Annotated in this window: 27 protein-coding genes and 1 tRNA gene; 22 read left to right on the top strand and 6 right to left on the bottom strand. The window is 61.1% G+C overall.

What is annotated here, in order from left to right; translation table 11 throughout:
- The first annotated feature begins 36 nt into the window (after positions 1-36).
- The gene (locus tag ROSMUC_RS08455) at positions 37-2,463 is read left to right on the top strand and encodes a GcvT family protein (RefSeq protein WP_037272003.1); all 2,427 of its coding nucleotides are present in this window, start codon (positions 37-39) and stop codon (positions 2,461-2,463) included.
- A 3-nt stretch (positions 2,464-2,466) separates the two neighbouring features.
- Here the strand turns inward: ROSMUC_RS08455 and ROSMUC_RS08460 are convergent, their stop codons facing one another.
- Positions 2,467-2,730 carry a hypothetical protein gene (locus tag ROSMUC_RS08460; protein WP_037271677.1) on the bottom strand — a complete coding sequence of 88 codons (264 nt, stop codon included), beginning with the start codon at positions 2,728-2,730 and terminating at the stop codon, positions 2,467-2,469.
- Positions 2,731-2,740: 10 nt separating this feature from the next.
- Positions 2,741-3,394 carry an alpha/beta hydrolase gene (locus ROSMUC_RS08465; RefSeq protein WP_037271679.1) on the bottom strand — a complete coding sequence of 218 codons (654 nt, stop codon included), beginning with the start codon at positions 3,392-3,394 and terminating at the stop codon, positions 2,741-2,743.
- A 158-nt stretch (positions 3,395-3,552) separates the two neighbouring features.
- On the opposite strand from ROSMUC_RS08465, the gene iscR reads away from it, so the two are divergent.
- From iscR to ROSMUC_RS08525, 12 genes are all read left to right on the top strand, one after another.
- A complete protein-coding gene (gene iscR / locus ROSMUC_RS08470; protein WP_037271680.1) occupies positions 3,553-4,014 on the top strand; it encodes a Fe-S cluster assembly transcriptional regulator IscR in 462 nt (153 codons plus the stop codon).
- 65 nt (positions 4,015-4,079) lie between these two features.
- The gene (locus ROSMUC_RS08475; RefSeq protein ID WP_037272006.1) at positions 4,080-5,123 is read left to right on the top strand and encodes a cysteine desulfurase family protein; all 1,044 of its coding nucleotides are present in this window, start codon (positions 4,080-4,082) and stop codon (positions 5,121-5,123) included.
- A 17-nt stretch (positions 5,124-5,140) separates the two neighbouring features.
- Positions 5,141-6,664 carry a Fe-S cluster assembly protein SufB gene (sufB, locus tag ROSMUC_RS08480; RefSeq protein WP_037271681.1) on the top strand — a complete coding sequence of 508 codons (1,524 nt, stop codon included), beginning with the start codon at positions 5,141-5,143 and terminating at the stop codon, positions 6,662-6,664.
- Positions 6,665-6,667: 3 nt separating this feature from the next.
- Complete coding sequence (locus tag ROSMUC_RS08485; protein WP_037271682.1) at positions 6,668-6,937, top strand: hypothetical protein; 270 nt, start codon at positions 6,668-6,670, stop codon at positions 6,935-6,937.
- Positions 6,934-7,248: a heavy metal-binding domain-containing protein gene (locus ROSMUC_RS08490; protein ID WP_037271683.1), complete on the top strand. Its 315-nt coding sequence runs from the start codon at positions 6,934-6,936 to the stop codon at positions 7,246-7,248. Before ROSMUC_RS08485 ends, ROSMUC_RS08490 begins: the two co-directional genes overlap by 4 nt.
- A 1-nt stretch (position 7,249) precedes the next feature.
- Positions 7,250-7,855: a hypothetical protein gene (locus ROSMUC_RS08495; protein WP_037271684.1), complete on the top strand. Its 606-nt coding sequence runs from the start codon at positions 7,250-7,252 to the stop codon at positions 7,853-7,855.
- 32 nt (positions 7,856-7,887) lie between these two features.
- On the top strand, positions 7,888-8,643 hold the full coding sequence (sufC, locus tag ROSMUC_RS08500) for a Fe-S cluster assembly ATPase SufC (RefSeq protein ID WP_037271686.1): 756 nt from the start codon (positions 7,888-7,890) through the stop codon (positions 8,641-8,643).
- The gene (locus tag ROSMUC_RS08505) at positions 8,643-9,932 is read left to right on the top strand and encodes a SufB/SufD family protein (RefSeq protein WP_037271687.1); all 1,290 of its coding nucleotides are present in this window, start codon (positions 8,643-8,645) and stop codon (positions 9,930-9,932) included. The genes sufC and ROSMUC_RS08505 overlap by 1 nt, the downstream gene beginning before the upstream one ends.
- Positions 9,932-10,417: a hypothetical protein gene (locus ROSMUC_RS08510; RefSeq protein ID WP_037271689.1), complete on the top strand. Its 486-nt coding sequence runs from the start codon at positions 9,932-9,934 to the stop codon at positions 10,415-10,417. The genes ROSMUC_RS08505 and ROSMUC_RS08510 overlap by 1 nt, the downstream gene beginning before the upstream one ends.
- Positions 10,414-11,010 carry a Yip1 family protein gene (locus ROSMUC_RS08515; RefSeq protein ID WP_037271691.1) on the top strand — a complete coding sequence of 199 codons (597 nt, stop codon included), beginning with the start codon at positions 10,414-10,416 and terminating at the stop codon, positions 11,008-11,010. The genes ROSMUC_RS08510 and ROSMUC_RS08515 overlap by 4 nt, the downstream gene beginning before the upstream one ends.
- Position 11,011: 1 nt before the next feature.
- Positions 11,012-12,232, top strand: coding sequence for a cysteine desulfurase (locus ROSMUC_RS08520; protein WP_037271694.1), 1,221 nt, complete (start codon positions 11,012-11,014; stop codon positions 12,230-12,232).
- A gap of 48 nt (positions 12,233-12,280) precedes the next feature.
- Positions 12,281-12,357, top strand: a tRNA-Arg gene (locus tag ROSMUC_RS08525).
- Positions 12,358-12,364: 7 nt separating this feature from the next.
- Here ROSMUC_RS08525 and hpt read toward each other — a convergent pair.
- Complete coding sequence (hpt, locus tag ROSMUC_RS08530; protein WP_037271698.1) at positions 12,365-12,907, bottom strand: hypoxanthine phosphoribosyltransferase; 543 nt, start codon at positions 12,905-12,907, stop codon at positions 12,365-12,367.
- A gap of 71 nt (positions 12,908-12,978) precedes the next feature.
- Between hpt and ROSMUC_RS08535 the strand changes: the two genes are divergently transcribed.
- Positions 12,979-13,431: a type II toxin-antitoxin system RatA family toxin gene (locus tag ROSMUC_RS08535; protein ID WP_037271700.1), complete on the top strand. Its 453-nt coding sequence runs from the start codon at positions 12,979-12,981 to the stop codon at positions 13,429-13,431.
- Between the two features lie 15 nt (positions 13,432-13,446).
- Here ROSMUC_RS08535 and ROSMUC_RS08540 read toward each other — a convergent pair whose 3' ends face one another.
- From ROSMUC_RS08540 to ROSMUC_RS08550, 3 genes are read right to left on the bottom strand one after another with little or no spacing between them, the layout of a single operon-like run.
- The gene (locus ROSMUC_RS08540; RefSeq protein ID WP_037271702.1) at positions 13,447-13,917 is read right to left on the bottom strand and encodes a CinA family protein; all 471 of its coding nucleotides are present in this window, start codon (positions 13,915-13,917) and stop codon (positions 13,447-13,449) included.
- A complete protein-coding gene (locus tag ROSMUC_RS08545) occupies positions 13,914-14,411 on the bottom strand; it encodes a phosphatidylglycerophosphatase A family protein (protein WP_037271704.1) in 498 nt (165 codons plus the stop codon). Before ROSMUC_RS08545 ends, ROSMUC_RS08540 begins: the two co-directional genes overlap by 4 nt.
- Positions 14,402-15,544: a bifunctional 2-C-methyl-D-erythritol 4-phosphate cytidylyltransferase/2-C-methyl-D-erythritol 2,4-cyclodiphosphate synthase gene (locus tag ROSMUC_RS08550; protein ID WP_037271707.1), complete on the bottom strand. Its 1,143-nt coding sequence runs from the start codon at positions 15,542-15,544 to the stop codon at positions 14,402-14,404. Before ROSMUC_RS08550 ends, ROSMUC_RS08545 begins: the two co-directional genes overlap by 10 nt.
- Before the next feature lie 161 nt (positions 15,545-15,705).
- On the opposite strand from ROSMUC_RS08550, the gene dusB reads away from it, so the two are divergent.
- From dusB to ROSMUC_RS21005, 8 genes are all read left to right on the top strand, one after another.
- Positions 15,706-16,707 carry a tRNA dihydrouridine synthase DusB gene (gene dusB / locus ROSMUC_RS08555; RefSeq protein ID WP_037271709.1) on the top strand — a complete coding sequence of 334 codons (1,002 nt, stop codon included), beginning with the start codon at positions 15,706-15,708 and terminating at the stop codon, positions 16,705-16,707.
- A complete protein-coding gene (locus ROSMUC_RS08560; protein ID WP_037271712.1) occupies positions 16,704-17,777 on the top strand; it encodes a two-component system sensor histidine kinase NtrB in 1,074 nt (357 codons plus the stop codon). Before dusB ends, ROSMUC_RS08560 begins: the two co-directional genes overlap by 4 nt.
- Before the next feature lie 2 nt (positions 17,778-17,779).
- A complete protein-coding gene (locus tag ROSMUC_RS08565; RefSeq protein WP_037271714.1) occupies positions 17,780-19,141 on the top strand; it encodes a sigma-54-dependent Fis family transcriptional regulator in 1,362 nt (453 codons plus the stop codon).
- A gap of 100 nt (positions 19,142-19,241) precedes the next feature.
- Positions 19,242-21,509, top strand: coding sequence for a sensor histidine kinase NtrY-like (locus ROSMUC_RS08570; RefSeq protein ID WP_102105901.1), 2,268 nt, complete (start codon positions 19,242-19,244; stop codon positions 21,507-21,509).
- Positions 21,510-21,516: 7 nt separating this feature from the next.
- A complete protein-coding gene (gene ntrX, locus ROSMUC_RS08575; protein ID WP_037271720.1) occupies positions 21,517-22,926 on the top strand; it encodes a nitrogen assimilation response regulator NtrX in 1,410 nt (469 codons plus the stop codon).
- A gap of 195 nt (positions 22,927-23,121) precedes the next feature.
- Positions 23,122-24,063 carry a sulfurtransferase gene (locus tag ROSMUC_RS08580; protein WP_102105902.1) on the top strand — a complete coding sequence of 314 codons (942 nt, stop codon included), beginning with the start codon at positions 23,122-23,124 and terminating at the stop codon, positions 24,061-24,063.
- 76 nt (positions 24,064-24,139) lie between these two features.
- Entirely contained in the window at positions 24,140-25,210 is a 1,071-nt protein-coding gene (locus tag ROSMUC_RS08585; RefSeq protein WP_245875147.1) for a YeeE/YedE family protein, read from the top strand.
- Positions 25,207-25,377: a hypothetical protein gene (locus tag ROSMUC_RS21005; protein WP_170062558.1), complete on the top strand. Its 171-nt coding sequence runs from the start codon at positions 25,207-25,209 to the stop codon at positions 25,375-25,377. Before ROSMUC_RS08585 ends, ROSMUC_RS21005 begins: the two co-directional genes overlap by 4 nt.
- Positions 25,378-25,458: the final 81 nt, after the last annotated feature.

Genomic DNA, 25,458 nt, shown 5'->3' on the forward strand with positions numbered 1-25,458 from the left:
TCAGGATATGGGCAGAAAATTCCAGAGGAACTCCCAATGAAGACCCATGCACAAGCTGTCGTGATCGGCGGCGGCGTTATCGGATGCTCGATTCTTTACCACCTCACCAAATTGGGCTGGACCGATGTCGTTCTTCTGGAGCGCAATGAGCTCACGAGTGGCAGCACCTGGCATGCGGCCGCCAATATCCACGGGCTGCATGACAGCGCCAATATCAGCCGTCTGCAGCACTACACGATGAAGCTCTATAACGAGCTCGAGGCCGAGACCGGGCAAAGCTGTGGCGTGTTTCAACCCGGTAGCCTCTATCTGGCACAGACCGAGAATCGCGAGCATCAGTTGCGGCTTCAGGCTGCCAAGGCCAAGCTCTATGGGATGAATTTCCATGAGATCGGGAGAGATGAGGCCGAAAGGCTGCATCCTCTGGTGAATTTCGACGGTATCCGCTGCATCATGTACGAGCCCGATGGCGGTAATGTGGACCCCTCGGGTGTGACCAACGCCTATGCCGTGGGGGCGCGGCAGCGGGGCGCGGAAATCCACCGTTTCACGCCGGTCACGGCGACAGTGCAGCAGCCGGATGGATCTTGGATCGTCGAGACCCCCAAGGGCAATATCCATACCCCTTGGGTGATCAACGCGGCGGGGCTATGGGGCCGTGAGGTGGCCAAGTTGGCGGGGATCGAATTGCCACTGCAACCCACCGAACACCAGTATTTCGTGACCGAGATGATCGCCGAGATTTCCGGCATGGACCGTCGATTGCCCTCGGTGGCGGATCGGGACGGGGAATATTACCTGCGGCAAGAGGGCAAGGGCCTGCTGATCGGCGCTTATGAGCGCGACATGCGGTTCTGGGCAGAGGAAGGCACGCCGCTTGATTTTGCGCATGATCTTTTCCCCGACGATCTCGAGCGGATCGAGGAGAACATGCTGCGCGCCATCGACCGGGTGCCGGTGGTGGGCACAGCGGGGATCAAGCGGGTGATCAACGGGCCGATGATCTGGAGCCCGGACAGCAACGTGATCCTCGGGCCGGTGCCCGAACTCAAGGGCTATTTCTGTTGCAATGGCATCATTCCGGGGTTCAGCCAATCGGCGGGCATGGGCTGGATGGTGGCGGAATGGCTGATCAATGGCGAAATGAAATACGATATGTTCGCCTGGGATCTGGCGCGGTTCGGCCTCTGGGCCAACGACCGTGATTTCGTCAAAGCCAAGGTGCGGGATCAATATGCGCATCGGTTCTCGATCCATTTCCCGAATGAAGAGCGCGCGGCGGGGCGGCCGCTGCGCACGCGGCCGGTCTATGACATGCAAAAGGAGATGGGCGCGGTCTTTGGTCTCAATTACGGTTGGGAGCATCCGCTGTGGTTTTCCGACACACCGGGCACGGTCGATACCAATGGCTTTACCCGGCAAAATTGGTGGGCGCCGGTGGGGGCGGAATGCAGGATGCTGCGTGAGCGGGCAGGCATCATCGACATTTCCAATTTCGCCAAATACCGCGTCAAGGGGTCGGGGGCAGAGGAGTGGCTGAATGCGGTGTTTGCCAACCGGATGCCAAAAGCTGTTGGGCGGTCGTGCCTGACGCCGCTGATCGGCGTGCGGGGCGGTATCGCGGGCGACGCGACGGTGACGCGGCTGGCGCAGGACGAATTCTGGGTCATTTCCTCAGGCATGGCAGAGCGGTATCACAAGCGGTTCTTTGATGCCGTGCCATTGCCGGAGGGCACCACATTCGAGAGCCTGACCGACACGGTCTGTGGCTTCAACGTGGCCGGGCCAAAATCGCGCGAATTGTTGCAACGTCTGACCAATGCTTCGCTGGATACTGTAGATTTTCCCTTTATGCGGTCGGCACGGATTGACTTGGGTGGTGTGGCCTGCGTGGCTATTCGTGTCAGCTTCACCGGTGATCTGGGCTGGGAGTTGCATTGTGCGGCTGAGGATCAGGCGCGGCTTTATGCTGCGCTATTGGCGGCGGGCCGCGAGTTGGGGGCCGGGCCGGTCGGCAGCCGCGCGCTGATGAGCCTGCGCATTGAAAAGGGCTATGGATCGTGGAGCCGCGAATACAGCCCCGAGTACTGGCCGCAAGAGGCCGGGTTGGAAGCGCTGTGCAAGATGGACAAGGAGTTCTTGAACAAATCGGCGCTAGAGGCCGTGATTGGCCAAGAGCCCCGCGAGCGCTTGGTAATCCTGCATCTGGAGGAGGCGGATGTGAACGCCTCCAACGCCGATGCCACAGGGGGTGAGCCGATTTTCAAGGATGGGCTCGGCGTGGGGCGCGTGTCCTCGGGCGCCTATGGCTATTCGGTGGGCATGAGTCTGGCGCTTGGGTATGTCAAGGGTGGGGCCATGCCCGGCGATGCGGTTGAGGTGATGGTATTGGGGCGTCCTCATCGCGCGCGCATCCTGCACGCGGCCCCTTTTGATCCAGAGGGCGTGCGCCTGCGCGCCTGATCTTCAGGCGTCGCCGCTGTCGGTCTTGGCGTCAGCGGCGGCCTCTTTTGCGGCCTTGAGGCGTTTCAGCTTGTCCAACAAGTAGGCCCGCGCCTTGATATTGGCGCGGCGCACACGCACGGCAGTCAAAAACGCCTCTTCCGCGGTTTGCGAGGTGGAACCGAGGATCTTTTGCACATCGGAAATGATCATCTCATCCCCGGTGGCCTCGACGGCCTTGATCACGTCGCGGGCCAATTCATCGGCCAAATCCTCGGTCACGCCCATGGGGTGCTCCTCAGCGCGTATTCTCGGTCAAGCGCCGTTTGACATAGGTGCTGACTGAGCCGATCATCGTGTCCATATGCGGCTCTTTGAAGAAGTGATCCGCACCGTCGACTTCTTGATGGGTGATGGTGATGCCGTGCTGTTCATGCAGCTTGTTGACCAGCGCCTTGGTGTCCGCGGGTGGGGCCACGCGATCATGGCTGCCGTTGATGATCAGGCCAGAGGCGGGGCAGGGTGCCAGAAAGCTGAAATCATACATATTGGCGGGAGGCGACACCGAGATGAAACCGGTGATCTCGGGTCGCCGCATCAAGAGCTGCATGCCGATCCATGCCCCAAAGGAAAAGCCCGCGACCCAGCAATGTTTCGAATTGTTGTTCATGGACTGCAGATAGTCGAGCGCCGAGGCCGCATCGGACAATTCGCCGATGCCTTGGTCGTATTCGCCCTGACTGCGCCCGACCCCGCGGAAATTGAACCGAAGCACGGTAAAGCCCATGTTGTAAAAGGCGTAGTGCAGGTTATACACGACCTTGTTGTTCATGGTGCCGCCGAATTGCGGGTGTGGATGCAACACGATCGCGATGGGCGCGTCTTTTTCCTTTTGCGGGTGGTAGCGGCCTTCGAGCCGGCCTTCGGGGCCGGGAAAGATTACCTCGGGCATGGGTTCCCTGTGTCCTCTTCATGGGTGAGTGCGAAAATCTTGACGACTTCGCTCGGGCACCTTAGAAATGTTCTAAATTGTGATCCGGGCCAGAATGGCTCAGAGCGAGATAAGCCTTGTATCGCTCAAGGTCAATCTGTTCGCGTGGGGGAAAACCGATGAAACTGAGCACGAAAGGGCGATATGCCATGGTTGCCTTGGTGGATATCGCCTTGCAGCCTGCGGGATCGGTGGTGACGCTTGGCGATATTTCGAAGCGGCAGGATATTTCGCTGCCCTATCTCGAACAGCTTTTCGTCAAGCTGCGACGCGCGGATCTGGTGAAATCGGTGCGGGGGCCGGGCGGCGGCTATCGCCTGATGCGCCCTGCTTCTGAGATTCGGGTTACGGATATTCTGGCGGCGGTGGACGAAACGATTGATGCCTTGCACAAGGGGGCGGGTGCCTCTGGTGCGACCAGCGGATCGCGGGCGCAGTCCATGACAAACCGGCTGTGGGAAGGCCTTAGCGCGCATGTCTATGTATTCTTGCACCAGACGCGCCTGAGCGATGTAGCGGGCAATTCCCTGGCCCCCTGTCCGGCGGTGCCACATCTCTTTGCCGTGGTGGATGACGAGTGACAAAAGCGCTGTAAGGGCCACGCCTTTGCAGACTGGTCCTATTTCTCGTGGAAAAGCGGACAATCATGCAGAGAGTGTATCTCGACTATAACGCGACCGCCCCGCTGCGCGCCGAGGCACGCGAGGCCATGCTGGACGCCATGGACCTGATCGGTAACCCATCTAGCGTGCATGCCGAAGGGCGCGCCGCCAAAGGGTTGATTGAACGCGCGCGGGCGCAGGTGGCGGCGGCGCTCGGGGCGGATGGGGCGGATGTGATTTTCACCTCCGGCGCGACCGAAGCGGCGGCTTTGGCCTGTGCGGGGCGGCAGTTGCACGGGGCTGCGGTCGAGCATGATGCGGTGGGGGCCTGGATCACGCCCGATCTGCCGGTCGATGCTGATGGGCGGATCACGGTTCAGGATCCGGCGCATTCTGTGCTGCAAATGGCCAATTCCGAAACCGGCGTGGTGCAGGCGTTGCCCGAGGGGCTGGCGGTTAGCGATATGACGCAGGCCTTTGGCAAGCTGCCCGTGGCGTTCAACTGGTCCGGCGTCGAAATGGCGTTGGTTTCTGCACATAAGCTTGGGGGGCCCAAGGGGGTAGGGGCGCTGGTCATCAAGCGTGGCACCGATCTTGCGGCGCAAATCCGGGGCGGCGGACAGGAAATGGGTCGCCGCGCGGGCACCGAAAATGTAATCGGCATCGCCGGTTTTGGCGCGGCGGCAGAGGCGGCGGGGCATGATCTGGCCGAAGGATTTTGGGATCCCATCGAAAAACTTAGAAACATTCTAGAGAATACCATTGCAGAGTTTTCAAATGAGACTATTTTTGTCGGGAAAGCTGCGCCGCGTTTGCCGAACACCAGTTGCTTCATCACGCCCAGATGGAAGGGCGAGACACAGGTGATGGCGTTGGATCTGGCCGGGTTCGCGATTTCTGCCGGGAGCGCGTGCTCCAGTGGCAAAGTGAGGTCCAGTCGGGTGTTGCGCGCGATGGGGTTTGACGAGGCCACGGCGGGATGCGCGATCCGCGTATCGCTGGGGCCGCAGACGACCGAGGACGACATCTTGCGCTTTGCCGAATGCTGGCTGAAGCGTCTGCAAAAACATCGGGGCCGTTTGGCCTGAGACGCAAGGAGAGGGGAATGGCTGCTGTGGACAAGGTTCAGGTCAAGGACGGGGTCGATCAGGAAACCGTCGATGCGGTCCGGCAGGTCGGAGAGGCCTATAAATACGGCTGGAACACCGATATCGAGATGGACTACGCGCCTCTCGGCCTGAACGAGGACATCGTGCGCCTGATCTCTTCCAAGAACGAAGAGCCAGAGTGGATGACCGAGTGGCGGCTAGAGGCCTATCGCCGCTGGCTGACCAAAACCGAGCCCGAGTGGGCGATGGTCGATTATCCCAAAATCGACTTTCAGGCGCAGTATTACTATGCACGTCCCAAGTCGATGGAGGTCAAACCCAAGTCATTGGACGAGGTCGATCCCAAGTTGCTCGCGACTTATGAAAAGCTGGGCATACCGCTGAAAGAGCAGATGATCCTTGCCGGGGTTGAGGGGGCAGAGGATGCCCCCGCCGAGGGCCGCAAGGTCGCTGTGGATGCGGTCTTTGATTCGGTGTCCGTTGGCACCACGTTTCAGGCGGAGCTGCGCCGTGCCGGGGTGATTTTTTGCTCAATTTCCGAGGCAATCCGCGAGCATCCCGAACTGGTCAAGAAATACCTCGGCTCTGTCGTGCCGGTCAGTGACAATTTCTATGCCACGCTGAATTCGGCGGTTTTTTCGGACGGTTCGTTCGTCTATGTGCCGCCCGGCGTGCGTTGCCCGATGGAACTGAGCACCTATTTCCGGATCAATGCCGAGAATACGGGGCAGTTCGAGCGTACGCTGATCATCGCCGACAAGGGGTCGTATGTCAGCTATCTCGAAGGCTGCACTGCGCCCAAGCGCGACACCAGCCAATTGCACGCCGCTGTGGTCGAGATCATCATCGAAGAAGACGCCGAGGTGAAATATTCCACGGTGCAGAACTGGTATCCGGGCGATGAGAACGGCAAGGGTGGCATCTACAACTTTGTGACCAAGCGCGCCGATTGCCGGGGCGATCGGGCCAAGGTGATGTGGACGCAGGTTGAAACCGGCTCTGCCGTTACATGGAAATACCCATCCTGCATTCTGCGCGGCGATGATAGCCAAGGCGAATTCTATTCCATCGCCATCGCCAACAACTATCAGCAGGCCGATACCGGCACCAAGATGATCCATCTGGGCAAGAATACCCGGTCACGCATCGTGTCCAAGGGGATCAGTGCGGGCCATGCACAGAACACCTATCGCGGGCTTGTCTCGATGCACCCCAAGGCCAAGAACAGCCGCAATTATACGCAATGCGACAGCTTGCTCATTGGTGACAAATGCGGCGCGCATACCGTGCCTTATATCGAGGTCAAGAACAACTCGAGCCGCGTCGAGCATGAGGCCACCACCTCCAAGGTGGATGACGACCAGATGTTCTATTGCCGCGCGCGCGGGATGGACGAGGAAGAGGCGGTGGCGCTGGTGGTCAACGGGTTCTGCCGCGACGTGTTGCAGGCCCTGCCGATGGAGTTTGCCATGGAGGCGCAGCAGTTGGTTGCGATCTCGTTGGAAGGGTCGGTGGGGTAAGCGGTGAGACAGCAAGGCGACGCTGAAAACGAGGTGCGAACCTTCGAATACAACGCAAAGGAAGGTGCGCGCATGGTCATCTTTCTTTGGTTTTTTCGTCGCGCACTGTTCCCGTTGCTGGTTTTCTTCTTGTGTTTAGTCTTCTTAGCGACTGTCACGAATGGAATATTAGCCGGTTTGGCGAGCGCTTTGGTTTTCGGTGCGCCGATCGTGGTGATCCTTTTGGTATCGCATGGTCAGATTCGAAAGATATTGGATTACTGGACAAAATGATCATCACCACCACCAACACCATCGAGGGCCGCAAGATCGTGGATTATCGCGGCATTGTCGTGGGCGAGGCAATCATGGGCGCCAATATCGTGCGCGATTTCTTTGCGCAGATCACCGATGTGGTGGGCGGTCGGTCTGACTCTTATGAAAGCAAGCTACGCGAGGCACGTGAAGTCGCGTTGAGCGAGTTGGAAGAGCGCGCAGCAGAACTTGGGGCCGATGCCGTGGTTGGGGTCGATCTCGATTACGAGGTGGTGGGCGAGTCGATGCTCATGGTGTCGGCCAGCGGCACAGCGGTCGTGCTGGACTGAGATGGCTGGGACAGACACCATAGACAGGCCGGTTCTTACCCTGCCCGATGCCGAGGCAGCGCATCTGCGCGCGGTTTACGCGCGGGCGGGGGTGATCCTCGAATATGGCTCTGGTGGATCGACCGTGGTGGCCGCTGAGATGCAGGGCAAGCGGGTCTTTTCGGTCGAGAGCGATCAGGCCTGGGCCGAGATGATGCGCGGCTGGTTTGCACAGAACCCGCCCGCGGCAGGCACAGAGGTAGACGTGATCTGGTCCGACATCGGACCGACCAAAGATTGGGGATTTCCCCGCGGCTCACGTGGGTGGAAGGCCTATGCACAGTATCCGCTCAAGGTCTGGGATATGGCCGGCTTTGTGCAACCCGATGTGGTGTTGGTGGACGGGCGGTTTCGCACCGGCTGTGCCATGGCGGCGGCGTTGCGCACGGCGCGGCCTGTCACTCTTCTTTTCGATGATTACGCCCCGCGCAAGCACTATCACCGGATAGAGGATTTCATCGGGGCCCCTCGGCAGATGATCGGGCGGATGGCGGAATTCGAGGTGATGCCGCAGGTGTTGAACCCTGCGCACCTCTTGACGATCATAGAGATGATGACGCGGCCCTGAGGCCGTTGGAATGTATAAAGGGATCAAGGAAAATGTTGGAAATCAAGAACCTGCACGTCGATCTTGAAGAAGAGGATAAAACCATCCTCAAAGGGGTCAACCTGACCGTCGAGGCCGGGACAGTGCATGCGATCATGGGACCTAACGGCTCTGGCAAGTCGACGCTCTCCTATGTCCTTTCTGGGCGTGACGGCTATACCGTGACTGATGGCAGCGCCACTTTGGCGGGTGTTGATCTTCTTGATATGGAGCCGGAAGAGCGTGCGGCGGCGGGGCTGTTCCTGGCCTTCCAATATCCGGTTGAAATCCCCGGCGTGGGCAACATGACATTCTTGCGCACGGCCGTGAATGCGCAGCGCAAGGCGCGCGGCGAAGAGGAAATGAGCGCCGCCGAGTTTCTAAAAGTCGTGCGAGAGAAGGCCAAAACGCTTCAGATCGACGCGGATATGCTGAAGCGTCCGGTCAACGTCGGCTTCTCTGGCGGTGAGAAAAAACGCAATGAAATCCTCCAGATGGCGATGCTGGAGCCAAAGATGTGCATCCTTGACGAGACCGACTCGGGACTTGATGTGGACGCGATGAAGCTGGTCTCGGATGGGGTGAATGCGCTGCGCGATGCGGGCCGCGCCTTTCTTGTGATCACGCATTACCAGCGCCTGCTTGATCATATCAAGCCGGATGTCGTGCATATCATGTACGACGGCCGCATCATCAAGACCGGCGGGCCCGAGCTTGCGCTTGAGGTGGAGCAAAACGGCTATGCCGATATTCTGGCGGAGGTGGCGTGATGGCGCAGCCGCAAGCAAAGCAGACAACGCTTGAGGCGAGGCTGGGGGCGATGGCCTTGCCGGAGGGGGGATTGTGGGCGACGGCCGCGCGAGAGGCGGCGTTGACGCGTGTGCAGGTCATGGGCCTGCCGGATCGGCGCGATGAATACTGGAAATTCACCCGCCCCGAAAGCCTTGTGCAGGTCGAGGCTCCGCACGCGGCGCTTTTTCTCAACGATGATGAGCCTGACAGCTTTGCGGATGTAGATCGGCTCAAGCTGGTGTTCGTTGATGGTGTGTTCGATGCCGAGGCGAGCGATGATCTGACACTGGAGGGCGTGCGCATCGACCGCCTGGGAATGGCAACCAAGAGCGATATCCATTGGGCGCGCGACCTCTACGGCGTGCTGGAGGAGAAGGGGCAAACGCCGGTGGCACGGCCCTTGGCCGCGCTGAACACCGCCTATGCCACGGATGGCGTGCTCATCCATGTGACGGGCCGCCCGAGCAAGCCGATCAATCTGGTTTATGTCCATAAATCCGAGGTTTCTGATGCCATCCTGCATCATGTGATCAAGCTTGACCCCGAGACCGAAGTTACCCTTCTCGAGAATGGCCCCGCCGCCGCGCGGTTCAACAAGGTGATGGAGGTGGATGTGGCCGAAGGCGCGCGGTTTCATCATATCCGTACCCAGGGCCGCGATCACGAGCGGCGGGCGGCCACGCATATATTCGCCCGGTTGGGGGCGCAGAGCCTCTTCAAATCCTTTACCCTGACTGCGAACGGGGTAATGACGCGCAACGAATGTGTGATCGAACTGCTGGGCGATGACGCGGTGGCGCATGTGGCGGGGGCCGCCATGGGCGATGGGGATTTCCATCAGGACGACACGGTGTTCGTCACCCATGATGCGCAGCGCTGCGAAAGCCGCCAAGTGTTCAAGAAAGTCCTGCGCAACGGGGCAACGGGCGTGTTTCAGGGCAAGATTCTGGTCAAGCCCGGAGCGCAGAAGACCGATGGCTATCAGATCAGCCAGGCGCTCTTGCTGGATGAGGACAGTCAGTTTTTGGCCAAACCGGAACTGGAGATCTATGCCGATGACGTGGCCTGTTCGCATGGGTCGACCTCGGGGGCGATTGACGAGGATGCGCTCTATTATCTGCGGGCGCGCGGAATTCCCCGGACGATTGCGACCGACCTCTTGACCTTGTCCTTTCTGGCCGAAGCGGTCGAGGAAATCGAGGACGAGGGCCTGCGCGAGGACATCAACAGCCAGCTTGCCGCCTGGCTGGAGCGCAGGCGCCGCTGATGCCGGTTACGACCGATCTTGTGGCCACCTATCGCGGTCCGCGCCGGGTGGTAAGGCGCTTGCTGGCTATGGGCCCGCGTGAGGATCGCGCGCTGGTAATTCTGATTGCCGCTTGTGTGGTGGTCTTTGTCGCGCAATGGCCTCGGCTTGCGCGCGAAGCGTATTTGACGGGTCAAGAGCTAAACCCGTTGCTGGGGGCCTCGCTCTTGGCGTGGGTTTTCATTGCCCCTTTGATTCTCTACTCGTTGGCTCTTGTCAGCCATGGCATTGCTCGCGTTCTGCGGGGCAAGGGAACCGCCTTTGGCGCGCGGATTGCGCTTTTCTGGGCATTTCTTGCGGCTAGTCCGTTGATCTTGTTGCATGGTCTTGTGGCCGGATTTGTTGGACCGGGGTTGGAACTGCAGGTGATTGGTCTCTTGTGGTTGCTGGTCTTCCTGTGGTTTTGGGCGTCCGGTTTGATCGAGGCAGAGTGGGGCGGGGTATGACGCAGGCGGAGTTCAAGGCGCTTTTGCTGGAAACCCTGTTTCGCCCGAGAGAGGCGGCGCGCGGGTTGATCGGGTTTGGCCTGCCGCAACAGGTTTTGTGGATGGCGTTGGGGCTGATGTCGGTCCTCAACGCGATCGTTTATTCGGTGTCGCTGCGTCTTGCTCCGCCGATGGACCCGAGCACGCCGACGCTGATGCCGCCGGCCTTTCATTCACCGCTGCTTTTCACCCTCTTCTTGTTGGGGGCGCTTGTGATTACGGTCTATGCGCTCTTTTGGGTCGGAGGCATGTTGGGGGGCAAGGCGACGGTGCAGGATGTTCTGGTGCTGATCTGCTGGTTGCAGGTGTTGCGCCTCATCCTGCAAGTTGCGGTCGCGGTGCTGGTCCTGGCGCTTCCAACGGTGGCGGCCCTCGTGATCTTTGTGTCCTCGGTCTGGGGTATCTATATCCTCACGGGGTTTGTCGATGCCGCGCATCGCTTTGACAACATGTTGAAATCATTTGGTGTTATCATCCTGTCCATCGCCGCTATGGCGGTCGGACTGAGCATTCTGCTAAGCCTGATAGGCGTAGCCGCAATGGGAGGGGCATAAGATGCTCGATGTCGAGAAAATTCGTGCCGATTTCCCGATTCTTGCACGAGAAGTGAATGGTAAGCCTTTGGTTTATCTCGATAATGGGGCCTCGGCGCAAAAGCCACAGGTGGTCATCGACGCGGTGACACAGGCGTATTCGATGGAATATGCCAATGTGCATCGCGGACTGCATTACCTGAGCAACCTCGCGACCGAGAAATACGAGGCGGTGCGCGGTATCGTGGCGCGGTTTCTGGGCGTGGCGGATGAGGATCAGATCATCTTCAACTCCGGGACGACCGAGGGGATCAACATGGTCGCTTATGGTTGGGCCATGCCGCGTATGCAGGCCGGAGATGAGATCATCCTGAGCGTCATGGAGCATCACGCCAATATCGTGCCATGGCATTTCCTGCGCGAAAGGCAGGGTGTTGCGCTGAAATGGGTGGATGTTGATGCGCGCGGCTATCTCGACCCTCAAAAGGTGATTGATGCGATCACGCCAAGGACCCGACTTATTGCAATTACGCAGCTTTCCAATGTTTTAGGAACCAAAGTTGATGTAAAGGCGATCTGCGATGCCGCGCGAGCGCGGGGGGTGCCTGTGCTTGTGGATGGCTCTCAGGCGGCGGTGCATATGCCGGTCAATCTCGATGAGATGGGCTGTGATTTCTACGCCATTACGGGTCACAAGCTCTATGGTCCCTCGGGATCGGGGGCAATCTTTGTCCGCAAGGAACGGATGGTCGAAATGCGCCCCTTTATGGGCGGCGGCGATATGATCCGTGAGGTGACGCGCGACAGCGTGACCTATAATGATCCGCCAATGAAGTTCGAGGCGGGCACACCAGGCATCGTGCAGACGATCGGCCTGGGTGTGGCACTAGAGTATATGATGGGCATTGGCATGGGGGCAATCAGCGCCCATGAGGATGATCTGAGCCGCTATGCGCAAAAGCGTTTGGCAGGGCTCAACTGGATCAACGTGCAGGGCACGACACCGGACAAGGCGGCGATTTTTTCCTTTACGATGCAAGGGGCTGCACATGCCCACGACATTTCTACCATACTCGACAAGAAGGGCGTGGCCGTCCGCGCCGGGCAGCACTGCACCGGGCCCCTGATGGAGCATCTGGGCGTCAGCGCCACCTGCCGTGCGTCCTTTGCGATGTATAACACCCGTGCCGAGGTGGATGTGCTGATCGAGGCGCTCGAGCTGGCGCATGAGCTATTTGGCTGATTTTGCGATTGCGGGGTCGGGCCGGCCCCGCTATACCACCGCGCAAGTGGACCCATAGCTCAGCTGGATAGAGCGCTGCCCTCCGAAGGCAGAGGCCAGAGGTTCGAATCCTCTTGGGTCCGCCATTTCTAGCTAGTTGTCGACAAAGCGCACCTTGCCGATGTAGGGCAGGTTCCGATTGCGTTGCGCATAGTCAATTCCATAGCCCACGACAAATTCGTCCGGGATTTCAAAGCCGATCCAGTCTGCGCGAATGTCTGCCTCGCGGCGCGAGGGTTTGTCGAGAAGTGCGATGGTTCGGAGCTTGTGCGGCCTGCGGCTCTGTAGCAGGTGCAGAACGTGGAAGAGCGTGTGGCCGGTATCGACGATATCCTCTACCACCAGCACGTCACGCCCTTCAATATCGCCGCGTAAATCTTTGAGAATACGAACTTCTCGGCTGCTTTCCATGGCGTTTCCATAAGAGGATGTTTCGACGAAATCGACCTCCACCGGCAGATCGAGTTCGCGCACCAGATCTGCGATGAAGATGAATGAGCCTCGTAACAGCCCCACCACCACCAGTTTTTGCGTACCTGCGAACTCGGCTTCAATTTTATGGGACAACGCCTCGATTCGCGCCGCGATGCTCTTGGCCGAGATCATTTTATCTATAACATAGGCGTGTTGCGGCATGTGACCCCCTTGAACATCCCGGACCAGTCTAGGAAAAAGCGGCGCACTGTCACGCGGAAACCGGGGGGCGCATGCCAACACATTCTGAGACGCGCGTTTTACGCTACACGGCCGAGCAGATGTATACGCTGGTGGCGGATGTGGCGAGCTATCCGCAGTTCCTGCCCTGGACGGCGGCGGCGCGTGTGCGATCCGTGCGCCCGCAACAGGATGGCTCAGAGATCATGGAAGCGGATCTTGTGATCAGTTTCAAAGTGTTCCGGGAGCGCTTTGGGAGTCGCGTGGTGCTCTGGCCGGCAATGCGGCGGATCGAGACGGAGTATCTGGAGGGGCCGTTTCACCACATGCGCTCGAACTGGGCGTTTCGCGATGTGGAGGGTGGATGCGAGGTCAGTTTTGACGTCGACTTTGCTTTCAAGAACAGGTTGTTACAATCCGCAGCTGATCTGTTTTTCTATGAGGCGATGAAGCGCATCGTGCGGGCCTTTGAGCAGCGGGCGCAGGAGCTTTATGGGAACGCATGAAGTGTGCGGTTCAAGTCATTCATTCAATGAGATAAAAAGCAATTCAAGCGCATGAGTTCGAGCGCTCTCACGGACGGCACCACGGCCTAGTGGGCCGAATTCCACGGTTTCGGTCCAAGTCGGCTGTCCGATCCGGGCGAGGCCAAAGCAGACGCGCCCCTCGGGTTTGTGCTCGGAGCCACCGGGGCCGGCGATGCCGGTGATCGAAACGGCAAGCTGGGCCGCACTATGCCGCAATGCGCCGTCAGCCATCTCCTTTGCCACCTGTTCGGAAACCGCCCCGTAGGTCGCGAGGGTCGGCTCCGACACGCCCAACATCTCGATTTTTGCAGTATTTGAATAGGTTACAAAGCCACGCTCAACCACGGCGGAAGAGCCGGGGATGTCAGTCAAGGCCGCAGCGACCATGCCGCCCGTGCAGCTTTCGGCGGTGGTGATCATCATGCCCTTTGCCCGTGCAAGAGCAAGAATTTCCTTGGTAATCATAGCCCTAGAACCCCGTGATAGAAGCCGGCAGCCAAAAGGACACAAAGCGCGGCGGCAAAGCCAGCGACGATATCATCCAGCATGACGCCCAAGGCGTCGTCGCGGCGGTCGGCCCAACCGATGGGGCCGAGTTTGGTGATGTCGAAGAAGCGGAAGGCGGCGAAGGAAAAAACGAAGCCGGGCCAAAGATTTAGGAGGTCCGCCCCGGCATGGGAGGCCCCGATCGAGACTGGCAGGAAGGCAAGCCATTGGCCGGCCACCTCGTCAATCACGATCTCGGATGGATCATGATTAGCCTTTCCCTTTGTTTCCAGATGGGTAGCCCACCATCCTAATGTGAAGGAGAGCAGAATCCCCAAGAAGAGAAGAGCCGGACCGCCCGCAAGATGTAGCGCCCAGGCCACCGGCAGGGCCGCGAGCGATCCCCATGTGCCGGGGGCCGGGCGAAGATGGCCGACATAGAAAAATGTGCAAATTAAATGGGTTAGGCGCATGGTTTCACCAAGGTGACAACCGCTTGCGCGGCGATGCCTTCCTCTCGTCCGGTGAAGCCGAGGCGTTCTGACGTTGTGGCCTTGACTGAAATGCGGTCAGGGGCGATGCCGGTGATCTCGGAGAGGGCGGCCTGCATGGCGGGGGCGTGGGGCGTAATCTTGGGACGCTCACAGACAAGAGTGACGTCTATATTATTGATCTTGAAGCCAAGTTCATCCGCCAATCCCACCGCGTGGCGCAAGAAGATGTGGCTTTTGGCGCCTTTCCACTGGGGGTCACTGGGGGGGAAGTGGCGACCGATGTCACCCTGTGCCAATCCCCCATATATAGCGTCTGCGAGGGCGTGAAGCCCTACATCTGCATCGGAATGGCCTTGCAACCCGCGATCATGGGGGACGGCGACACCGCAGAGCATACAGTGGTCACCGGGGCCGAAGCGGTGGACGTCGAAACCTGAGCCGACACGTATATCCATCTGATTTCCAAGTATTTTCTCTGCACGTTTAAAGTCGTGCGGGTGGGTGATCTTGAGGTTGTCCTCGTCGCCATCGAGGATTGTCACGTCAATCCCGGCGGCGCGGGCGACGGCGACATCGTCGGCGGCGTCGCCCTCATGCGCCCGGTGCGCGGCAATAATTGATGTAAAATCAAAGGCTTGCGGGGTCTGAGCGCGGTATAGCCCGGTACGATCACGGGTGCCGGTCACGCGCCCGTCGACCCCGGTCCAGAGCGCATCGGTCACGGGGAGAGCCGGGGCCAGCGCGGGCAAACCGGTGCTGCGGATTTTGTAAGTTATGTAAGCTATGTAAGGTGATTTTGTACAACATCTTGCCACGTCATGGATGAGCACGTGGTCGGGCGGATCGCTTGCCAAGACTTCGAGGCCGTTTCGGACCGACTCGGCGCGTGTGGCACCGCCCGTCGTGACCAGAATCCGAGGATCGGGGGCAAGACGGTCGAGGTCGTCGGGATGTAGCACGACGAGGATCCTGTCGATCCCTTCAGCACCCAGAAAGGCGTCGAGCGTCCAGTCGATGACACGGCGGCCCAAAAGGGGCTGCCATTGCTTGGGGCAGTCCCCGCCTGCGCGGGTGCCCCGGCCTGCGGCGACGATGAGGGCGGCGGTTGTCATGGCTCTTGATTAGGACGGGTTTTATCCGAGCGCAATGGCTGAGCATCTGCCTAATAAATGGGCATGTCGGCCGCTAGCGACTGTTAATTGGGCCTGTGATCATTGTTTGATGCGGGGTTCACGGGTAGAACCGGCGATATGCACAAGGATTAGGCAGGGATATGCTCAGGATCGCGAACAAGGCTTTGGCGACACCGGTCCTCTTGGCGCCGATGGCGGGAATCACCGACCTGCCGTTTCGCAACGTTGTGGCGGAATTTGGCGCGGGGCTCGTGGTAAGCGAGATGGTCGCAAGCCAGGAAATGGTTCAGGCCAAGCCCTCGGCGCGCGGCAAGGCGGAATTGGGTCTTGGGGCGGAGAATACGGCCGTTCAACTGGCGGGCTGCGATGCGCAGTGGATGGCAGAGGCGGCGCGGGTGGTGGCCAGCCAGGGCGCACGGATCATCGATATCAACATGGGCTGCCCGGCCAAGAAGGTGGTGAGTGCCAGTGGGGCCGGGGCGTCTGGCTCGGCCTTGATGCGCGATCCGGATCATGCGTTGCGGTTGATCGAGGCGGTGGTGGGCGCGGTCGATGTACCGGTCACACTGAAGATGCGCTTGGGTTGGGATCACGACTGTTTGAACGCGGCGGATCTGGCGCGGCGGGCAGAGGGCGTGGGCGTGGCGATGGTCACGGTGCATGGGCGCACGCGCTGCCAGTTTTACAAAGGGTCGGCGGATTGGGCGGCGATTTCGGAGATTGTGGCGGCTGTCCATGTTCCGGTCATTGCCAACGGCGATATTACAGACGTTGCCACGGCGCGCCGGGCGGCGGCGCTGTCCGGGGCGGCGGGTGTGATGATTGGTCGGGGCGCACGTGGGCGGCCTTGGGTTCTGGCAGAGGTCGCGGCGGCGATGGGGCAGGGCACAGCCCCGGTGGTGCCGCAGGGGGCGGCCTTGGCCGATCTGGTGGCCGGGCATTACGAGGCGATGCTGAGCTTTTATGGCCGGGATCTGGGGCTGCGCGTCGCGCGCAAGCATCTGGGGTGGTACATGGATGCGGCGGGCACGGGCGAGAGCCTGCGGCGTGCGGTGCTGACAGCTAGCGCGCCAGCGGCGGTGCTGGAGCGTTTGCCCGATGCAATGGCCGGGGGCGCGCAGATTGCGCGGGTCGCCGCATGAGCACGGAGGATGCGATCTGGACCTCCTTGCCGGTGCCCGCGATCCTGCTTGATCCGCAAGACCGGATCGCGGGGATCAATCCGGCGGCGGAAGGGTTCATGATGTCGTCGTCGCGGGCGCTGATGGGACAGCCGGTGTGGGACAAGCTGGCGGTCAACGCGCCGCTGGAAGAGGCGTTCGAGCGGGCGCGGGCCAATGACGCGCCGCTCTTTGTCAACGATGTGGATGTGGGCACGGGCGAGCGCGCGCCGATGCAATGCAATTTGCAGGTGGCGCCGCTGACGGGCCGTCCGGGGCATATGATCATGCTCATCAGCCCGCGCGAATTGGCCGGGCGCATGGTACAGAACAGCAATGTGAAATCGGCGGCGAAATCGGCGATCGGCATGGCGGAAATGCTGGCGCATGAGATCAAGAACCCGCTGGCGGGTATCACCGGCGCGGCGCAGCTCTTGTCGATGACGCTGGGGCCAGAGGATCTGGAACTGACGGATTTGATCGTGAGTGAAAGCCGCCGGATCGTGAGCCTGTTGGAGCGGGTCGAGCAGTTTGGCAATATCAGCGCGCCCGATATGCGCCCGGTCAATGTGCATGATGTGCTGGACCGCGCGCGGCGGTCGGCCATGCTGGGCTTTGCCGCGCATATGGCGCTGGTCGAGGATTACGATCCGTCGCTGCCGCTGGCGCTTGGCGATAGTGACCAGTTGTTGCAGGTGGTGCTGAACCTCTTGAAGAACGCGGCCGAGGCGGCGCGGGGCAGGCCCGGCACGATCCGCCTGCATACCTATTACGAACAGTCGCTCAGAGTGCGGCGCGGCGAGGGGCAGGGCAAGGCGCTGCCCTTGCAGATCGAGATCATCGACGATGGTCCCGGCCTGCCGCCCGAGATTGCAGATCAGGTGTTCGATCCCTTTGTTTCAGGGCGCGAGAATGGGACGGGGTTGGGCTTGGCCTTGGCGGCCAAGATCATTTCGGACCATGACGGCTGGATTTCGGTAAATTCCGTGCCGGGGCGCACGGTGTTTCGGATTTCGCTGCAACGGGCAGCGGACGCAACCAAGGAGGCTTGAGGATGGATGGCACGGTACTGGTCGCCGATGACGACCGCACGATCCGCACGGTTCTGACGCAGGCGCTGACACGGGCGGGGTGCCGGGTGCATGCCACCTCGAGCCTGACCACGCTGATGCGGTGGGTGGGCGAGGGCAAGGGCGATGTCGTCATCTCGGATGTGATGATGCCCGATGGCAATGGGCTAGAAATGTTGCCCAAGATCGCGCAGGACCGGCCCGGATTGCCGGTGATCGTGATTTCGGCGCAAAACACGATCATGACGGCGATCAAGGCGGCAGAGGCGGAGGCCTATGATTATTTGCCCAAGCCCTTTGACCTGCCGGACCTGATGAAGCGGACGGCGCGGGCGCTGGAGAGCCGGGCACGGCGGCCCATACGCGAGGTCGAGGTAGAGCGGCCAGAGGAATTGCCGCTGATCGGGCGCACGGCGGCGATGCAGGCGCTTTACCGGGTGGTGGCGCGGATCATGAACACCGACCTGCCGGTGATGATCTGTGGCGAGTCGGGCACGGGCAAGTCTCTGATTGCCAAGGCGATCCATGATTTCTCGGACCGGCGCACGCTGCCGTTTGTCACGGTGACGCCAGGGGACTTGCGCGAGTTGGACGGGCCGTCGCGGATCATGGCGCGGGTCAAGGGCGGCACGATCGTACTGGATGAGGTGACGGACCTGCCGCTTGAGGCGCAGGGCCGGGTGGTCCGGATGATGGATGCGCCGGGCGATCATGTGCCGCGGTTCATGGCGACAAGTCGGGTGCCGCCGGGGCAGGCTCTGGAAGAGGGGACCTTGCGCGAAGATCTCTATTACCGGCTGAGCGGGGCGGTGATCGACGTGCCGAGCCTACGCGCGCGGGTCGAGGATATTCCGCTCTTGGCCGAGCATTTTCTGGGGCGCGACGAGCGGGATGGACAACCGGCGCGGCATCTGTCGGAGCAGGCGGCGGAGTTGATGCGCGCCTATAGCTGGCCGGGCAATGTGCGGCAGTTGGAGAATGCGGTGCGACGAATCGGACTGACCGCGATGGCCGAGGAAATCAGCCGCGCCGAGGTAGAGGCTGTGCTGGGCAATCAGCCGCGTGCCGAGCCGGTGATGCGCGAAGGGCGGGGCGAGAGCCTGACCGCGTCGGTTGCGGGGCATCTGCGGCGGTATTTCGATCTGCATGGCGATGCCTTGCCGCCACCGGGGCTGTATACGCGCGTTTTGCGTGAAATCGAGTTGCCGTTGATTGAGATTGCGTTGGACGCCACGGCCGGCAATCAGGCGAAATGTGCCGATCTATTGGGGATCAACCGCAATACGTTGCGCAAGAAGATCACCGATCTGGATATTAACGTGACACGCCGCCGCAAGTTGATGTAAAACTGCAACAGGACTGTTGCCAAACGGGGGCGCTTGCCCTCGGACGGTCCATATGTTGCGGGGAAGCAGGTGCAGCCCCACGAGGGAATGGGGGGTGTGCGTGGCAACGCAGACACGCGGGTTCAGAGGCAGGCGGCTGTCGTGGGAGGGTGTAAGCCGCCTGCGCCGGTTGCAGCGTCTCCAGAATGGGGCGACGCTTGGCCTTGTGCTGTTGGGGCCGGTGCTCGCCTTGGCGACCTATCTGATGATGGGGCCGCTCGATCAGGGGGCCACGTCGAACGGGCTGCGGCTGGTTCTGCTGTTTGATATGATTTACGTGCTGATGGTGGCCGGGCTGGTCATGCAGCGCGTGGCACGGATGGTGGCGGCGCGGAGAAGCCGGTCCGCGGGGTCGCGGCTGCACCTGCGGTTGACGGGGGTTTTTGCGCTGATGGCGCTCTTGCCCACGATCACGGTGGCGGTGTTTGCGACATTATCGGTGAACATGGGCCTAGAGGCGTGGTTTTCCGAGCGTGTGGGCCGTGTGGTGGACAGTTCCGTTGCGGCGGCGCAGGCCTATGAAGAGGAACATCGCCGCGATCTGGAGACCGATATTCGCGTGCTGGCGCGGGTGATCAATGCCACCAAACGGGCCGCCGTGTTCATGACCGATGGCGATATTCGCCAAGTCCTGTCCTCGGGGCAGCGCGAGATTCAACGCGGGCTGCGCGAGGCGTTCGTGATTGATGGCACAGGCGAAATCCGGGCGCGCGGCGAGCGATCGTATCTCTTTGACTACGAGCGCCCGACGGCTGCGCAGATTGCCGAGGCGCAGGCCGAGGGTGTGGTGGTGATCCGCGATTGGGAGAATAACGAGTTTCGTGCGTTGATGCCGCTTGAGGCGTTGCCGGACCGCTTGCTCTATGTCAGCCGGACGGTGGATGGGGCGATCCTGAACCTGCTCGACGAGACCAAGGAAACCGCCAATTTCTACAAGCAGCGCGAGAGCGAGCGGGGGCGGGTTCTGTTTGAATTCGGGCTGCTCTATCTCGGGTTTGCGGTGATCCTGATCCTGGCCGCGATCTGGCTGGGCATGTGGTTTGCCGAGCGGTTGTCGCAGCCAGTGGGGCGGCTGACCTCTGCGGCGCAGCGCGTGGGCGAGGGGGATCTGGATACGCAGGTGCGCGAGGAGGAGGGCGACGACGAGATTGCGCAGCTCAGCACCTATTTCAACCAGATGACGCGGCAATTGAAGGGCCAGCGCGAGGCGCTCTTGACCAACACGCAGCAGATCGAGCGGCGGCGACGGTTGTTTGATTCCGTGCTTGGGTCTGTGTCATCGGGCGTGGTGGGGTTGGATGCGGAGGGGCGCGTGACCTTTGTCAATCGCGCCGCAGAACGGTTGCTGGATTGGTCGGAGGACCAGCAATCGCTGGCGCTGAAGGCGGTGGTGCCGGAATTTGGCGCGCTCTTTGATCGGCTGCGCACGGTGCCGGGCGGGTTTGTACAGGAAGAAATCAAGGTGATGCGCGGTGCGCGGCAGGAGAATCTGTTGGTGCGCATGTCGACCCGGATCAGCGAGGCGGGCACGCGCGAGGGCTATGTGGTGGCCTTTGACGACGTGACCGACCTTGTGTCGGCGCAGCGCATGGCCGCCTGGGGCGATGTGGCGCGGCGGATCGCGCATGAGATCAAGAACCCGCTCACGCCCATTCAATTGAGCGCCGAGCGGATCAAACGCAAGTTCGCCAAGCAATTGCCGCCAGATGAAGCGCAGAGCCTGGAGCAGTTGACTGATGTGGTGGTGCGCCAGACCAATGATTTGCGACGGATTGTTGACGAGTTTTCCAAGTTCGCGCGGATGCCCGAACCGGTGACGCAGCAAGAGAGCCTTAGCCAGGTGTTGCGCGAGGTCGTGCTATTGCAAGAGACTGGGCAGCCGGGGGTTGTGTTCGACCTGCGGTTGGATACGGCGCCGCTTAGGGCAGATATTGACGCGGCGATGATCGGGCAGGCGTTGACAAACTTGGTTAAGAACGCCGGAGAAGCGATTGAAACACTTCAGGAAAAGGGCGCGCCCGAGGGGCACCGCCCGATGATCCGCATCGAGAGCGCGATTGAGGGCGACCGCGCCGTGATCCGCATTTCCGACAACGGGATCGGGCTGCCGCAAGACCGGGCGCGGCTCTTTGAGCCTTATGTGACGACGCGCGACAAGGGCACGGGGCTTGGCCTGCCCATTGTGAAGAAGATCATCGAAGAGCATGGCGGGACGCTGGTGCTTGAGGATGCGGAACCGTTCGAGGCGGGGGCACATACCGGGGCGATGGCCGTGGTCAGCCTGCCGCTGCTGGTGCAAGATACTGTAGAGGCCGAGCTGGCCGGTTGAGGGACCGATGAGTGATATTCTGATTGTAGATGACGAGCGCGATATTCGGGAGCTGATCTCGGATATTCTGGAGGATGAGGGCTATAGCACGCGACGGGCGGGCAATTCCGACGAGGCGATGGCAGCGATTGCCGCAGAACAGCCCGGCCTCTTGATCCTCGATATCTGGCTCAAGGACAGCCATATGGACGGGATCGACATCCTCAAGACCGTCAAACGAGAATATCCCGACGTGCCAGTGGTGATCATTTCGGGCCATGGCAATATCGAGATTGCCGTCGCGGCGATCAAGCAGGGGGCCTATGACTTTATCGAAAAGCCGTTCAACATTGATCAATTGATGGTGGTGATCCGGCGCGGCATGGAAACCAGCCGCTTGCGGCGGGAAAACCAAGTTCTGAAGCGGCGGGAAACCGCGCCGTCGGAGATGCTGGGTGAGGCATCCGCATTTCGCGCGCTGATGGGGCAATTGGACAAGGTCACGAAATCGAATGGCCGGGTAATGCTGTCCGGCCCGGCGGGATCAGGCAAGGAATTGGCGGCGCGCTATATCCACGCCAATTCTGCGCGCGCCTCGGCGCCGTTTGTGACGGTGGGCTGTGCCTCGATTGCGCCGGAGCGGATGGAGGAGGTGCTCTTTGGCCGCGAATCCGACGAGAGCGGCGTGGTGCCCGGCCTCTTGGAAGAGGCCAATGGCGGGGTGATCTATTTCGACGAGGTCGCTGATATGCCGATGGGCACGCAATCGAAGATCCTGCGCGTGCTGGTGGATCAGACATTCCTGCGGGTGGGCGGCAGCACCAAGATTCAGGTGGATCTGCGGGTGATCTCTTCGACCAGCCGCGATCTGGAAGCGGAGATTGCCGCCGAGCGATTCCGGCGGGAGTTGTTTCATCGGCTCAACGTGGTGCCGATTGCGGTGCCCAGTCTGGAGGAGCGGCGCGAGGATATTCCGGCGCTGGCCGAGCATTTCATCGCCATGTTCCACAAGACCCAAGGTCTTGCGCTGCGGTCCTTGAGCGAGGAGGCGGCGGCGCTCTTGCAGACGATGCGCTGGCCGGGGAATGTGCGGCAGTTGCGCAATATGATCGAGCGGGTGTTGATTCTGGGTGAGGGACAGGGCCCGATTGCCGCCCGCGAATTGCCGAGCGAGAGCAGCGGGCCGGTCGATGAGGGGCGCGTTGTGCTGTCGGGGGCGATTGCCACGATGCCGCTGCGCGAGGCGCGTGAAGCATTCGAGCGCGAGTATCTGCTGACCCAGATCAACCGCTTTGGTGGCAATATCAGCCGCACGGCGGAATTCGTCGGGATGGAGCGCAGCGCCCTGCATCGCAAGCTGAAATCGCTGGGGATCGTGACCGGCGCCAAGGGATCCGGGCGCGGGGACGAGGACGAGGACGCGCAGGCGTTTGGATAAAACGTTCCGCAATTTCCGCATTTGACGGAAAACTGTTCGGATTCCGAGCCTGTCACGGTATGTTGGTTGGGGCGCGCGCGTCTGCTTGGGCGATGCTTCTTATTCGCTCAAGAGAATGTGATTGGCGGTCAGGCGACTTGTTGTTCTTCTGGTCGCGGCCTAGGTTCCGCGTCAGGAAAACAAGGGGATACCATTATGTTTGACAGGATCAGAAAACTGGGTCTGGCCGCGGCGCTGATTGTATCGCCGGTGGCTGTGATGGCACAACTGGGGCCGCTGACCGACCCTGAGGGTGTGACACAGGCGCAAGCCACGCAAGAGGCGATTGTTCTCGATATTCGCACCGGGGCTGCGTATGAGACCGGGCATATTCCGGGTTCGGTTCCGGCCCCCTATGGGCTGTTCCGGGGACCGGCGGAAAATCCGGGGCAGGTTGTGCCCGAGGACAAGATGACCGAGGTCCTGCGCGGTCTGGGGGTCACGGCGGGACGTCCTATCGTGGTCGTGCATCAGGGCAGCGACCAGACCGATTTTGGCGCGGCGGCGCGGGTCTACTGGACGCTGAAATCCAGCGGGTTGACCGATCTTGCGATTCTCAACGGTGGCATGAACGCTTGGGAAAAGGCAGGCAAGCCGGTGGCGAAGGGTGCGGCAGAGGCCATCACCCCGAGCGACATCACCGTCAGCTATGACCCGACATGGACGGCCACGCGCGAGGACGTGAAAGCGATCATCGACGGCAAGGACAGCGCCGAGTTGATCGACGCGCGCCCCGAATCGTTCTGGAAGGGTGAGACCAAACATGCCGCAGCGGCACAGCCCGGCACCCTGCCGCAGTCGCGGTATTTCACCCATGACCGCTGGTTCGGGCAGGATGAGCCGACGCTGATCAAGCCGGACCTGATCCGCGAATTGGCGGCTAAGAACGGGTTTGAGGCGGGTGACCGGCTGGTGTCCTTCTGCAACACCGGGCATTGGGCCGCGACCAACTGGTTCGCGCTGAGCGAGGTTGCGGGCATCGAAGGGGTGCGGATGTATCCCGAATCTATGGTCGGCTGGTCGAATGCGGGCTATGACATGGCCAATGTGCCGGGTCTGTTCCAGAATCTGCTGAACAAGATCACCGGCAAATACTAAGCCGAACAGGAGCCCCCGTGTGAGCCAAGCCGCCTCTGCCGCGATCCCGTCCTCACCCGGCGCTGCGGCGCGCCTTATGGCCTTGGTCGCAATTGCGGCGGTGGTGCTGGCGGTGGCCCTGTTTGCGGGGCCCCGCTATGGGCTTTTGCTGCTGATCGGGCTTGGCTTTGGGCTGACGCTGGAGGGGTTTCGCTTTGGCTTTACCGGGCCGTGGCGGCGGATGATCCTTGAGCGGGATGCCTCGGGGTTGCTGGCGCAGTTGATTTGCATCGCGATTGTCGCCAGCGTCGCCTTTCCTCTCTTGGCGGCCAATGGGGCCGAGTTGAAGGGCGCGCATGCCCCGATTGGCGTGGCGATGATCGGCGGCGCCTTTGTCTTTGGCGCGGCGATGCAAATCGTTCTGGGCTGTGGATCGGGCACGCTGGTCAATGCCGGAAGCGGCAATGCGATCGGCGCGGTGGCGCTGCCGTTCTTTGCCATCGGCAGTTTCGCCGGGGCCTATCACCTGACATGGTGGACCAATCTGGGCAGCCTGCCGGTCATGGTGCTGTCAGGCGGGCAGGGGTTGGCGATCACGCTGGTCGGGTTGGCGGCGGTTGCCGGTCTGGCCCTGATGCTGGGCAAGCGCGGCTCTCACCGGCTGCCTGCGCGGTATTGGGGGGCTATTCTGGCGCTTGCGGGATTGGCGATCCTGCATCTGATCGTGGCGGGCCAACCGTGGGGCGTGGTGTACGGCCTGGGCCTCTGGGTGGCGAAGGTGGTGGTGGCCATGGGGGGCGATCTGTCGGGATCGGCGTTCTGGTCAGCGCCGGGCAATCAGGCGCAAGTGGCGGCCAGTGTCTTGACGGATGTGACCTCGCTCACCGATTTCGGTTTGATCGGGGGCGCGGCGCTCATGGCGTGGTGGCGGGCGGGTCTGGCCTCGCCCATTGGAATATTGCCCGCGCGGGCCTGGGTCGCGGTGATCATCGCGGGGCTGGTGCTGGGCTATAGTTCGCGGCTGGCGTTTGGCTGTAACATCGGCGCGTTTTTCAGCGGGATCGGCACCGGATCGGCGCATGGCTGGGTGTGGTTCATTGCAGCCTTTGCCGGATCATGGGTGGGCGTGCGGTTGCGGCCCTGGCTGGGCCTGGAGGCGCGCAAATGATCCGGGCGCATGTGACGGTTGCGATGCTTGCGCTGTTGGCCGGGTTTATCGCCTTTGACGCAATGGCAGCGGACCCGCTCAACCCCTATACCGCGCCACCGATGCTGGCGCTTGGTTCTGGCATGGCGGCAGCGGGGGCGCATTGCGCCGCCCCGCCGCCGAAGTAAATCCAACTAAAGCCTGTTACACCCCATCTAAACCGAACCCTTTCCGGGTTTGACCGGGAACCTTGCCGAGGACGCGCAGCG

Origin of the sequence: Roseovarius mucosus DSM 17069, from assembly GCF_000768555.3 — a bacterium.
GTDB lineage: Bacteria > Pseudomonadota > Alphaproteobacteria > Rhodobacterales > Rhodobacteraceae > Roseovarius > Roseovarius mucosus.